This window comes from Maricaulis sp. W15 (assembly GCF_001924955.1).
Taxonomy (GTDB): domain Bacteria; phylum Pseudomonadota; class Alphaproteobacteria; order Caulobacterales; family Maricaulaceae; genus Maricaulis; species Maricaulis maris.
Window position 1 is genome coordinate 430,547 of record NZ_LQXG01000012.1, and the last position, 12,749, is coordinate 443,295.

General features: G+C 62.2%; 12 protein-coding genes. 6 read left to right on the top strand and 6 right to left on the bottom strand.

Annotation, left to right across the window (positions count from 1 at the left end; translation table 11 throughout):
* Positions 1-12 precede the first annotated feature (12 nt).
* Positions 13-597 carry a HupE/UreJ family protein gene (locus tag AWH62_RS07465; protein ID WP_233128273.1) on the bottom strand — a complete coding sequence of 195 codons (585 nt, stop codon included), beginning with the start codon at positions 595-597 and terminating at the stop codon, positions 13-15.
* A 164-nt stretch (positions 598-761) separates the two neighbouring features.
* Here AWH62_RS07465 and kynA point away from each other — a divergent pair, with 164 nt between their 5' ends.
* The 6 genes from kynA to AWH62_RS07495 all read left to right on the top strand — a co-directional run bounded on the left by kynA (position 762) and on the right by AWH62_RS07495 (position 5,964).
* Positions 762-1,610, top strand: coding sequence for a tryptophan 2,3-dioxygenase (kynA, locus tag AWH62_RS07470; RefSeq protein WP_075189844.1), 849 nt, complete (start codon positions 762-764; stop codon positions 1,608-1,610).
* Between the two features lie 4 nt (positions 1,611-1,614).
* Positions 1,615-2,244, top strand: a complete 630-nt coding sequence (gene kynB, locus AWH62_RS07475) for an arylformamidase (RefSeq protein WP_075189845.1) — start codon at positions 1,615-1,617, stop codon at positions 2,242-2,244.
* The gene (gene kynU, locus AWH62_RS07480; RefSeq protein WP_075189846.1) at positions 2,241-3,470 is read left to right on the top strand and encodes a kynureninase; all 1,230 of its coding nucleotides are present in this window, start codon (positions 2,241-2,243) and stop codon (positions 3,468-3,470) included. Before kynB ends, kynU begins: the two co-directional genes overlap by 4 nt.
* Positions 3,471-3,632: 162 nt before the next feature.
* Positions 3,633-3,899, top strand: coding sequence for an Lrp/AsnC ligand binding domain-containing protein (locus AWH62_RS07485; RefSeq protein ID WP_075189847.1), 267 nt, complete (start codon positions 3,633-3,635; stop codon positions 3,897-3,899).
* Positions 3,900-3,925: 26 nt separating this feature from the next.
* The gene (locus tag AWH62_RS07490; protein ID WP_075189848.1) at positions 3,926-5,311 is read left to right on the top strand and encodes an L-serine ammonia-lyase; all 1,386 of its coding nucleotides are present in this window, start codon (positions 3,926-3,928) and stop codon (positions 5,309-5,311) included.
* A 128-nt stretch (positions 5,312-5,439) separates the two neighbouring features.
* Positions 5,440-5,964: a hypothetical protein gene (locus AWH62_RS07495; protein WP_075189940.1), complete on the top strand. Its 525-nt coding sequence runs from the start codon at positions 5,440-5,442 to the stop codon at positions 5,962-5,964.
* A 47-nt stretch (positions 5,965-6,011) separates the two neighbouring features.
* Here AWH62_RS07495 and AWH62_RS07500 read toward each other — a convergent pair whose 3' ends face one another.
* The 5 genes from AWH62_RS07500 to AWH62_RS07520 form a co-directional block, all read right to left on the bottom strand.
* Positions 6,012-7,082, bottom strand: a complete 1,071-nt coding sequence (locus tag AWH62_RS07500; protein WP_075189849.1) for an efflux RND transporter periplasmic adaptor subunit — start codon at positions 7,080-7,082, stop codon at positions 6,012-6,014.
* A 22-nt stretch (positions 7,083-7,104) separates the two neighbouring features.
* Positions 7,105-10,188 carry an efflux RND transporter permease subunit gene (locus AWH62_RS07505; RefSeq protein ID WP_075189850.1) on the bottom strand — a complete coding sequence of 1,028 codons (3,084 nt, stop codon included), beginning with the start codon at positions 10,186-10,188 and terminating at the stop codon, positions 7,105-7,107.
* A 136-nt stretch (positions 10,189-10,324) separates the two neighbouring features.
* Positions 10,325-10,984, bottom strand: a complete 660-nt coding sequence (locus tag AWH62_RS07510; protein WP_075189851.1) for a CoA transferase subunit B — start codon at positions 10,982-10,984, stop codon at positions 10,325-10,327.
* The gene (locus AWH62_RS07515; protein ID WP_075189852.1) at positions 10,984-11,688 is read right to left on the bottom strand and encodes a CoA transferase subunit A; all 705 of its coding nucleotides are present in this window, start codon (positions 11,686-11,688) and stop codon (positions 10,984-10,986) included. Before AWH62_RS07515 ends, AWH62_RS07510 begins: the two co-directional genes overlap by 1 nt.
* Positions 11,689-11,748: 60 nt before the next feature.
* Positions 11,749-12,675 (bottom strand): YihY/virulence factor BrkB family protein, encoded by a 927-nt coding sequence (locus tag AWH62_RS07520; RefSeq protein WP_075189853.1) that lies wholly within the window; start codon positions 12,673-12,675, stop codon positions 11,749-11,751.
* Positions 12,676-12,749: the final 74 nt, after the last annotated feature.

Consider the following 12,749-nt stretch of genomic DNA (forward strand, 5'->3'; position numbering starts at 1 on the left):
TTGTTGCTCGCCTTAGCCGCCGAGGAAGACGCGCTCGATGGTCCACCAGATCGCCATCAGGGCAATGGCCGCCGAGGCAATCCGCACCAACCGCGGATACCAGCTCGTATCGGCAAAGCGGTGAAGGACAAGCCAGCACACGCCGACAATCGTCAACTGCCCCGCTTCGACACCAACATTGAAGCTCAGGAGGGAGGGCAAAATCTGGTCCTGCGGCAGGCCGTAGTCGGACAGGACCCCGGCAAATCCCAGACCGTGGAAAAGGCCAAAGGCGAAGACGATCGCCGGACGCCAGCGCGTCATGTCCTTGAAGACCAGGTTTTCGATGGCGACGAAGGCGATCGACAAGGCGATGATCGGTTCGACAATCGCCGGATCCAGCGTCACATAACCCAGCGTGGCGAGGCCGAGCGTGAGCGTGTGGGCCAGGGTGAAGGCGGATATCTGCCAGATCAGCGGCTTGATCCGGGTCGAGGCGAAAAACAGTGCCAGCACGAACAGGATATGATCCAGCCCCATCGGCAAAATGTGGACATAGCCCTGGCGCAGATAGAGGGCGATTACGTCCCAGACGGTTTGTTCCACTGCAGTTTCCAAGACACGCTCCCCGATTGACGGGCCGCAGGCTAGGCAGGCGTGGCGGGCGCTTCAAGCGTGCGGCGCGGTTGCCAGTGAGCCTTGTTAGCCCCTACACCTCGACGCAACGACGACGGCATCCGCGAGTCGGTCAGACGCGCGACCGGAGAACGGGGAGTAACGGCATGAGTGAGGGTTTCACCACCCAGGTCGATGTGTCTGGTGAGGGCATTCACTGGGATTTCAAGGACGAGATGTCCTATGGCGGCTATCTCGCGCTCGACACGCTTCTGGCGGCGCAAAAGCCGATCACCGACGAGCATGACGAGATGCTGTTCGTGATCATCCACCATGTCGCCGAGCTGTGGATGAAACTTCTGCTTCACGAGACCGGTGCCGCTTTGGACGACCTGCGCCGCGATGATGCCGGCCCGGCCTTGAAAAAGTTCGCGCGCGTCAGCCGTATCCAGGAGCAATTGATTCAGGCTTGGGAAGTCCTGGCCACCATGACGCCCGCCGATTACCTCGCCTTTCGCGACAAGTTGGGCGCGTCCTCCGGTTTCCAGTCCTTCCAGTACCGCACGCTGGAATACCGGCTTGGAAACAAGAATGGCGCCCTCGCCCGCGTCCATGCCAGCAACCCGCCGGCCCACAAAATGGTCAGCGACGCGCTCAACACGCCCAGCCTGTGGGACGAGGCGCTGCGCTGGCTGTCGCGCAAGGGTTATGACATTCCGGCCGACAAGCTGGAGCGTGACTGGTCGCAGCCCTATGAGGCGAGTTCCGCCGTCGAAGACGTCTGGCGGACGGTCTACCGCGACAGCGACACGCATTGGGAAGCCTATGAGCTGGGCGAAAAACTGGTCGATCTGGAACACAAATTCCAGCAATGGCGCTTCAATCACATGAAAACCGTCGAGCGCATCATCGGCTATCGCCGCGGCACCGGTGGCACGGGGGGCGTCTCCTATCTGGTCAAAGCGCTTGATCTGCGCTTCTTCCCGGAAATCTGGACCGTACGGACTTCGCTCTGACGCCATGGCCAAGCTCTGGGACATATCGCAAACGCTTCGCCCTGCCCTTCCGGTCTGGCCGGGCGACACCGCCTTCAAGTGCGAGGCGGTCTGGACGATCGGGCCGGACTGCCCGGTCAAGGTCTCGCGCCTGACATTGTCGACCCATAGCGGCGCCCATGCCGATGCGCCCAGCCATTACGACCCGCACGGGATCGACATGGCTGCGACCGACCTCACCCCCTATGTCGGACCATGTGTCCTGCTGACCGCCAGCGGCGATCGTTCACACGTGCGCCCTGACGATCTCGACTGGACCCGGATCACCGGCGAGACGCGGGTGCTGGTCCGCACCTATGCCGAATTCCCCCATGAACGCTGGGATTCGCACTTCCGCGCCCTGCACGCCGACACGATTGGCCGCCTCGCCGCTGTCGGCTGCCGCTTGATCGGGGTCGATGCCGCCTCGCTCGATCCGGAAACCTCCAAGACCATGGACGCACACCATGCCGTGCAGCGTCACGATATGCGGATACTGGAAGGCCTTGTCTTCGACGACGTGCCCGATGGCCGCTACGAGCTCATCGCCCTGCCACTCAAGATCGCCGGCGCCGATGCCGCGCCGGTGCGCGCTGTATTGAGAGACGTGCCATGACCCGCCTGGATGATGTCCGCGCCCTTGATGCGGCCGACCCGCTTGCCGGTTTCCGCAACCGCTTTGCCCTGCCCGAAGGCGTGATCTATCTCGACGGCAATTCGCTGGGCGCCTTGCCGGCCAATGTTCCGGCCCGCATGGACCGCATGATCCGCGAGGAATGGGGTGTTGATCTCATCCGCTCCTGGAACACGCATGACTGGATCAACGCGCCGCGGCGCCTGGGGGCGAAGATTGCCCGATTGATCGGCGCCAAACCGCATGAAGTGGTCGCTGGCGAGTCGACATCCGTCAATATTTTCAAAGCACTCACAGCATGTCTTCAGCTGGCGCCGGAGCGGTCCGCCATTCTTTCCGAGGCCGGGAATTTCCCGACTGATGCCTATATGATGGAAGGCTTGGCGGCCCTGTCCGGTGGGCGCATCCGGCAAAGCCTGGTCGCCAGCGACGCCATCGAGGCGGCGCTCAACACCGATGTCGCAGCGCTTTTGCTGACCCATACGCACTACAAGTCCGGTCGCCTGCACGATATGGCCGATCTGACCGCCAAGGCGCAACAGCTCGGCATTCCGGTGATCTGGGATCTCAGCCACAGCGCCGGCGCCCTGCCGGTCGAACTGAATGCCTGCAACGCCGATTTCGCGGTCGGTTGCGGCTATAAATATCTCAATGGCGGGCCGGGAGCGCCGGCCTTCCTGTTCGTTGCCGAACGCCATCACGACGCGATCTTCCCGGTCCTGTCCGGCTGGCTGGGCCATGCCCGACCGTTTGACTTCCGCGATGACTACGAGCCGGCGGCCGGCATTGACCGTTTTCAGTGCGGCACGCCGGCCATTCTCGGCATGGCGGCGCTGGAATGCGGGCTCGACATCATGCTGGAAGCCGACATGGCGACCGTCCGCGACAAGTCGCAGGCGCTGGGTGATCTTTTCATCGAGCTGGTCGAGGATCGCCTCGAGGGATTTGACCTGCGCAGCCCGCGCGAGGCTGCCCTGCGCGGCTCGCAGGTCTCGATCGCGCACGAAAACGGTTATGCCATCATGCAGGCGCTGATCGCGCGCGGCGTGATCGGGGATTTCCGGGCGCCGGACATATTGCGCTTCGGCTTCACCCCGCTTTACGTCGGTTATGAGGATGTATGGACGGCGGTCGACACGCTGGCCACGATCATGCGGACAGGCGAATGGCGTGAAGACCGCTTCAATGTCCGCGCCGCCGTGACCTGAGCCTGACCCCCGGTACCTGTTTCGTACTCCGGGACCTGTTTCGCACTGGCGAACGATCCGCCGGGGTCGGGAATGCACGGTTCAACCCGCCGCCACTTGTCGATACTGTCCACCCGCCGCGCCAGAGTCGGCATTTGAATCAGCCGCCGCGAGGAGTTTGCCATGCGTCAATTCTACGTCTTCATCAAATGCGAGCTGGGTCACACCTATGACGTCGCCGCCAAGCTGGTCGATGATCTCGACGAAGCGCCAATGGTGCATTCCATCTCCGGCGCCTTTGACCTGCTGGCCCGGTTCACGCTGAAAGACGAGGCCGATATCGGCCGCTTCGTGAACCAGAAAGTCCAGACAATTCCGGGCATCAAGGACACCCAGACCATCATCTGTTTCAACGCCTTTACCCGCGACCAGGGTCTCGGCGACGGCTGACCCCCACGTCAAAGTGAGTACATGCCATGCATTTTGGTGTCTTCGACCTGTTCAAGATCGGTGTTGGTCCGTCCAGCTCGCACACGGTCGGCCCGATGAAAGCCGCGAAGGTCTTCGTCGAGCGTGTGCTGTCGGAGACCGCCGAACAGCCGATCGCACAGCTGCAGACCGAACTCTATGGCTCGCTTGCGCTGACGGGACTCGGTCATGGCACCGACACCGCCGTTCTCCTGGGTTTGGAGGGGCACGACCCCGCGCGGATCAATCCGGACAGTATTCCCGCCCGTTTGGCCCGCATTCGCGAGGACAAGACGCTGAAACTCGCAGACGGCCGCGAGATCGGGTTCGAGGAACGCCGCGATCTTGATTTTCGCGGTGATATCCGCCTGCCCTTCCATGCCAATGCGATGAAGTTCCGCGCCCTCGGTGAAGATGGCAGCGTTTTGCGCGAAGAGATTTGGTATTCGATCGGCGGCGGTTTCGTGATCGACGAGCACGAGGCCGGGCGCAACTCCGCCGCCGATGTGAAAGAGGGCGAGCCCTACCCGTTCAACTCGGCCGCCGAGCTGCTCGAAATTGGTGAGCGAACCGGCTTGTCGATCTATCGCATCATGCTCGCCAATGAGCGCACCTTCCTGCCCGAGGACACGATCCGGGCCGGGATTGATGGGCTGTGGCGGGCCATGGAAGACTGTATCGATCGCGGTCTGCGCCATGATGGCGTCCTGCCCGGTGGCCTCAACGTCAAACGCCGCGCTCCCAAAATGCATCGCGACCTAGTGACCGAGCCGGTCGATCCCAAGAAAGATCCGCTGGCGGCGATGGACTGGATCAATCTGTGGGCCATGGCCGTCAATGAGGAAAACGCCGCCGGTGGCCGTGTCGTCACGGCGCCGACCAATGGCGCTGCTGGCATCATTCCGGCCGTGGCCCGCTATTTCGACAAATATCATCGCGACCAGGATGACGAGGAAGCGCTTCAGCGCTTCTTCCTGACTGCTGCGGCCATCGGCTCGCTCTACAAGAAAAACGCGTCCATCTCCGGCGCCGAGGCCGGGTGTCAGGGTGAAGTCGGCGTTGCCTGCTCGATGGCTGCCGCCGCGCTCGCCGCCGCCATGGGCGCCAACAATGCCCAGATCGAGGACGCCGCCGAGATCGGCATGGAACACAATCTCGGCCTGACCTGCGATCCGGTCGGCGGGCTGGTCCAGATTCCGTGCATCGAGCGAAATGCGATCGGCGCGATCAAGGCCATCGACGCGGCCCGGCTCGCCTTGCGGGCGACCTCCTCGGACATGAAAGTCTCACTCGACCAGGTTATCGAAACGATGCGGCAGACCGGCGTCGACATGCAGGAGAAGTACAAGGAAACCAGCCAAGGCGGCCTCGCCGTCAACGTGGTTGCCTGCTAAATCAGAATGCACGCAAAGGTGTAATCGTGTCGTGTTCGAATTTGTGGTAGATTGCGCATCCCGGCCGGAATGGCCGGAGTGTAGTTCGCAGTTTCCTGTCTCAAACGAGCAATATGAAGGCGAACATCATGACATCTTCCCACACCAACAATGTGATCCTGCAGTCCGACGATATCCAGTCGATCACCTATATCGACGGCACATTCGTCATTACCGACGGCCAGCCCTATGATTCCGGCCCGACGCCGAAAAACCTCGGCAAGGGGCAATGGGAAATCACGGTCAATTGCGGTCGCAAGAAATCCGACCCCGTGGCCGACAAGTTCAACGGGCTTTGCGGTGGCGCACTCCACGAATACGCGCCGCAGGGTGGCGGTGGCGGAACGCCGGACCAGTTGAACTTCATGTTCGGCGTCCAGGTCACCTTCGCCAATGCGACACCCATTACGCTCTACCTCGCCCAAGGCAGCAATTCGTCGCACAATAACTGGTGGATCGGCGGCCAGAATGTCGTCAATGACGGCAAGCCCGACCTCATTCTCATTTCCAACAATCTGCCCATTCAGGTCATGCGCCTGTCCGGGTCGGTGTCGGAAATCGTCTTCGAGACGTTGGCAACCAGTGTTTCCAAGGACAAGCTCGCGACCGCGTAGCGGTCGTCGGCGCCACCGGGCAGTCCCTCTCCCCCCGGGCTGTCCGGTCAGGCGTCCTCGCCCAGCTCGGTGACTGTCCGTCCTTCTGACAGGGTCTCGGCGCCGGAGACGACCACCCGGTCACCCGCTTCAACCTCGCCGGCAATGGCGATATAACCGTCGGTGCGCACGCCCGGTGCAACTGCGACCTGGTGCGCGATGTCGTCATCATCAATCACGAAGACGAAATTGCCATTGGCGCGCAGGATGACCGCGTCATAGGGCGCGGCGAGTTGGGTCCGCGGTGTCTCCGCTGGCAGGGCGACACGGGCGGCCGAGCCGATGATCCAGTCCGACCCTTCCAGATCAATCCGGACTTCGAATGTCCGCGATACGGCGTTGCCGACGGGAATGATGGCCCGGATCGGGGCGCGAATGGCGCTGGCATCGGACAGGGACAAAGTCACATCCATGCCGACACGCAGGAAGGGCGCCACCGCCACCGGCACCTGGGCGACCGCTTCCTTGTGTTCGATATCGACAAGGCGGGCGATATCGCGACCCGGCGCCGACAATTCCCCGACCTGGATCAGGCGCTCGGCGACGCGGCCTGCGAACGGCGCCCGGATCTGGGTGCGCTCAAGGGCAAGCTCGGCCCGGTCGAGCGCCGAGCGCGCCTCACGTGCGTCCTGGACAGCCAGGTCGCGGGCCAGTTCAACCTCGCGCAAGCGCGTCGCCGGCACGGTGCCGTTTTCTGCCAATTGTTGATAACGCGCTGCCTCGGCACCCTGGTAGCTGGCATTGGCCGCGGCGCGGGAATGGCGTGCCCGGGCGGATTCCAGGTCGATCCGGGCCTGGCGGTCATCCATCTGGGCAATCAGTCCGCCCTCGGCAATCTCGTCGCCCGGCTCGGCGATGAAGGTGATGCGGCCGGATGCCTCGGCGGCAATCTGGGCATCATTGCGCGACATGACACTGGCCGGCGTCATGATCGTCCGCGCCATGTCCAGCGACACGACTTCCGCAGTGCGCACCACGGCGGGGGGCGGCGCCTGCTGCGCGTGAACTGGCGCCACCGAGGCCAGACCGATGGCGAGGGCGAGCGGTACGAGTGTCCGGATGAGCGTGAGTGCCAACATGTATGTGTCTTCCCTTTCGGGCCTATTCGGCCGGGATTGTCTGTGTCGATTGTACGCTCGATTTACGGGCGCCCTCTCCCAGCCGCAGCAGGCAGGGAATGAGGATGAGGGTGAAGACCAGGCTGATGCTCATGCCCCCGACGATCGCCGCAGCCAGCCCGCGATAAATCGCGCTGCCGACGCCGGGAACCAGCAACAGCGGCAGCATGCCCAGCAAACTCGTCATGGTCGACATGAAGATCGGCCGCAGGCGCATTTGCAATGCCTGCTCAACGGCCTCGCGGCGGCCAAGCCCGTCACGCTCGCCCTGCCGGGTCTGGTCCACCAGCAGGATGGCATTGTTGATCACCAGGCCGAGCAGGATGACGAAACCCATCATGGTCAGAAGATCGAGTGGCTGGGTGACGAAGAGGTTGAGGATCTGCAGCATCGCCACACCGCCAACGCCCGCCAGCGGAATCGAGACCAGTACCAGCACCGCGTCGCGCAGCGAGCGGAACATGCCGGCAAGGATCAGGAAGAGAATGACCATCGCCATGCCCATATTCATCAGCATGGTGTTGATCGCCCGGTCGAGACTGTCGGCACTGCCGCCATAGATCACCGAGCCATCGGCCGGCAACTCAGCGCGGATGGCCGGTTCGACCTCGTCCTGGACCACGGTCAGGATTTCTTCCAGCGAGACGCCCTCGGGCTGGTTGATATTGATGGTCACCGTGCGGCGGCGATTGAGACGCTGAATGCCCCCGACACCCACTTCCTCGCGGATCTGGACGAGATCACCCAGCGGCACCACGGCACCGGTCGGCGTGGCAATCGGCAGGCCGGCGAGCTGGTCCGGCGTGTCCCAGCCTTCCGAACGCAGGATGATGTTCATCCGGCTTTCGCCATCGAAATATTCGCCGATGAACTGGCCGTCGCCGAGCATGGAAATCATGCCGGCCACATTGCGGCGGGCCCAGCCCGCTTCCTGGATGCGGCGGTCATCAGGCACCAGGGTCAGGCGCGGCTGGGTCGATTGCGGCGGCGGATTGGCATTGATGTTGACGCCCGGGAAGCGCTCGCGCAGCAGCTGCAAACCGACCTGGGTCGCCCGCGCCCGCGCGCCTTCGTCCGAGGACTGGATATTGACCTGGATATTACCGCCCTGTGAGAAGCCGCCGAACAGATTACCCTGTTGGGCAAAGCCGATCACATCGGGAATGCCGGTGATGATCTCTTCGCGGACGATGCGTTCCAGCTCGCCAACGCGCGACTGGTCCTGCACCCGGATGCCCGCCGTCGCACCGCCACCGCCGGGGAAAGTGCCGAAATAATAATTGCGCAGAGCCGGTTCGCGCTCGCCGGACATGTAGGGCGCGAGGCGTTCGATCACCGTGGCCGCGACTTCCTCTTCGATCCAGTCGAGATTGGAGCCGGGCGGGAACATGAAGAAAGCATCGACAGCGTCGCGTTTGACCGGCGGCAGATAATCCATCGCCGGACGCGAGAACCAGGTGAAGGCCAATGGCAGGGCAATCAGCAAGGCGGCGACACCGATCCGGCGGCGCGGGCTGTCGCTGATCATCAGCACGAACCCGCCGATCCGGTTGAGAATAGGCTGCCGCGTGACAGTGGTGCGGTCCCGTATCCAGTATTTCGCCGCCACCGGCAGGATGGTCACGGCGACGATCATCGAAATCGCCACCCCAACCGCGATGGTCACGGCCAAGTCGGCAAAGATCTGGCCCTCCGCATTGCGGGTGAAGATGATGGGCAGGAAAATCGCCACGGTCGTCGTGGTCGAGGCCAGAAGTGCGCCCCAGACCTGCTGGGCGCCCTTGTCGGAGGCGGTGTCCGCATCCTCCCCGGCCTCGCGTCTTCGGATGATGTTTTCCAGCACAATGATCGCCGCATCCATCACCATGCCGGTGGCGAAAGCGAGACCGGCGAGCGAAATCACATTGAGCGAGCGTCCGAGCAGGAACAGCACGATCAACGTCGACAGCAAGGAGACGGGGATGGCCAGCGAGATGATCAGCGTCGCCCGCGCCCGGCGCAGGAAAAGCCAGAGGCCGAAGATCGCCAGCGCGACACCGAGCGCGAGATTTGTCCTCAAAAGGTCGATGGCGCGCATGATGAAGACCGACGCATCAAAGGACGGAGCCATGACGAGCTGGCGCTCGGCGAGAAGGTTTTCATTGATGTCGGCCACTTCCGCCTTCACCGCATCAAGCGCCGACAGGACATTGGCGCCGGGTTGCCGGCGCACCTCGATGCCCATGGCTGGATTGCCGTTCTGGTAGGTGAAATTGTTGCGCTCGCCGAAATTGACCGCGACCGTCGCGACATCGCCCAGCCGCACCGGCGTGCCATCGCGCCAGACAATGACCAGCTCGTCCAATTCCTCCGGCTCGAATTCGCCCTCAAACCGCATCTGATAGGACCGCCGGCCGATCTCGGCATTGCCGCCAGAGACGTCGGAATTGTTGACGATGGCACCGGAAATCTGCGGCAGGGTCACGCCCAGGGCGGCCGCGCGATACGGGTCGATCGTGACCTGCAGCTCCTCGGGGCGCTGACCCCAGCCGATCTGTACGCTGGCAACACCGGGAATGGCTTCCAGCCGCGGAATGACGGTGTCTTCGACGAAGGCGGAATAGTCGTGGATCTCGTTCGGATTGCCCGGCAGCGCCTGCATGAAGAACCAGATCAGGCTCTGCTGCGCGTCACCGCCAAAACCACCGATATTGGGGCCGACGGCATCGCGCGGCAAAGGTGGCAATTGCGACAGGCGGTTCGATATCTCGATCGCCGTCTGGGTCATGTCGGTTTCAAGTGCGAAAGTGAGATTGATGAAGGCCGAGCCCTCACCCACGAACACGCGCATTTCCTCCAGCCCCGGAAGGCCGGTCAGCAATTGCTCCTGCGGTTCGATGATCTCGCTTTCCATCTCCAGCGGCGAGGCGGAGCGCCAGAAAGTCGCGATATTGACTTGCGGCCGCTCGGTATCAGGAAAGAGCTGGATCGGGAGTTTGGTGAACGCCACGACGCCCATCAGGGCAATCAGGGCGATGCCGACAAAAACGGCGGCCGGATTGTTCAGCGACAAACGTGTCAGTGGCATGTGAGTCTCCCCTCGCATGCCGGTCCTAACCGAGTACACATGTCCGTGAGTGTGAAACGCAGATTAAACAATGCTAAGGCGGCTCACGCATCCGTGAGCCGCCTCGACATTTCAACAGCTTGTGTGTGCAGCTCGATCAGGCAGGCTCGTGCTGGAGCAGGCTGTCCGACACCGCGTATTTCGCTTCTGTCTGCTGTGCCACCAGGTCCAGCGAAACGCCGGGTGCCAGTTCGATCAGCTTGAGACCATCCTCGACCACATCAAACACGCCCAGCGTGGTGATGATGCGGTGGACACAGGCCTTGCCGGTCAGCGGCAGGGTACATTCCTTGAGCAGTTTCGGCTCACCCTTCTTGTTGGCGTGATCCATGATCACGACGACGCGCTTGACGCCGGCGACCAGGTCCATGGCGCCGCCCATACCCTTGACCAGCTTGCCCGGGATCATCCAGTTGGCAATGTCGCCGCCCTCGGAAATCTCCATCGCGCCCAGGATGGATAGGTCGATATGGCCGCCCCGGATCATGCCGAAACTGTCAGCCGAGGAGAAATAAGACGTCCGGCGCAGCTCGGTAATGGTCTGCTTGCCAGCATTGATCAGGTCGGCATCGACCTCGTCATCATAGGGGAACGGCCCCATGCCCAGCATGCCGTTCTCCGACTGCAGGGTGACATCGATATCCTCAGGAATGTGATTGGCCACCAGGGTCGGAATGCCAATGCCGAGATTGACGTAGAAACCATCCTGCAATTCCTGGGCGGCGCGGGCCGCCATTTCATCACGTGTCCAGGCCATTATGCGACCTCCCTCTCACGAATGGTGCGTTGTTCGATGCGCTTTTCAAAACTGCCGACAAACAGGCGCTGGACGAAAATGCCCGGCGTGTGGATCTCGTCCGGATCCAGCGAGCCGAGCTCAACGATTTCCTCGACCTCGGCCACGGTGACCTTGCCGGCGGTCGCCATCATCGGGTTGAAATTGCGTGCTGTTTTGCGGAAGACGAGATTGCCCTGCGGGTCGGCCTTCCAGGCCTTGACGATGGAGACATCAGCCTTGAGGCCGGTTTCCATGATGAAGGTCTCGCCGTCGAACTCGCGATGTTCCTTGCCCTCGGCGATCAGCGTGCCGACACCGGTCTTGGTGAAGAAACCGGGAATGCCGGCTCCGCCAGCGCGGATACGTTCGGCCAGCGTACCTTGCGGATTGAATTCCAGCTCGAGTTCGCCGGACAGGAATTGGCGCTCGAACTCCTTGTTCTCACCGACATAGGAGGAGACCATTTTCCTGATCTGCTTAGCGTCCAGCAACACGCCAAGGCCGAAACCGTCGACGCCGCAATTGTTGGAGATCACGGTCAGGTCCTTGACGCCGGACTTGTGCAGAGCGGCGATGGAATTTTCCGGAATGCCACACAGGCCGAACCCGCCGGCCATGATCGTCATCCCGTCGAAGACCAGCCCGTCAAGCGCGGCCTGGGCGTCGGCAAAAACCTTTTTCATGCGAACCCCGTTTCAAAGTTGATATTCGGTTCATGTTTATATCGCGCAAGCCGCAAATTGCTAGCCCGCGTCTGATGTCGGCCCGCCCTCACCGGTTTGATCGGTCCGGGCCGCCTTGACCCGGTTGTCGATCTCGATCGCCAGTGCACCTCCGAAGAAGACGGCATAGGCCGACCAGTAAATCCACAACAGGAAGACGACAAGTGCACCAAGTGACCCATAGACGCTGAAATCGATCACTTCGCCGACATAGGTGGAAAATCCTTTCGACAGGCCCAACCACAGGGATGTGGCAACGATGGCCGCCGCTGTCGAGGCCCGCCAGCTCACCGCTGCGTGCCGTTTGCGCATGGTCACGCGATAGAGAAGCTCCAGCGCGATGAACATGAAAGCCGCTGCGGCCGACCATTCATTGATGATCGAGTCCATGTCCAAGGCTTCCAGCCCGAGCATGCGGAACAGACGGGCAAGCAGGACGGGAATCAGCAGCACCGCGAGATTGGCGGCGGTCAGCAAGGCACCACCGACCAGCACGCTCATCATGGCGAGGATGTTGAACTGGAGAATATTGCGGATATCGCGATCTTCGGCGAGATGATTGAGGCCGGCAATGATCGCCTTGGCGCCGCGCGAGGCCGCGAAAAGTGCGATCAGCAAGGCGATAAAGCCGTTCAGCGACAGGGCGGCAATCGGCGCGTCGGCCAGTCGTCCCATCTGTCCCAGAACGAAATCCTGTGCCCCTGGCGGCATGACTTCGGCAAACCGGGCGATCTGTTGTTCGGCATCGGTTGCCGAGAAAACCAGACCATAGACCGACATCGCGAGGGCGATTGCCGGGAACAGGGCCAGCATGCCGAAGAAGGAGGCCCCACCGGCGAACAGCATGACATCGCGCGCCATCGATCGGCTGACGGCGGCAATGATGACGGCGGCGAAACGGATCAAAAAATGATGTTTCGGCGGGTTCGGGTTGAGTGGCGTGTTCATGTCCTGTCGAATGCAAATCGCGCGCCGCTGAGTCTAGCAGACCAGGCCGGTTTCAGGCGCGGAAAATCAGACCG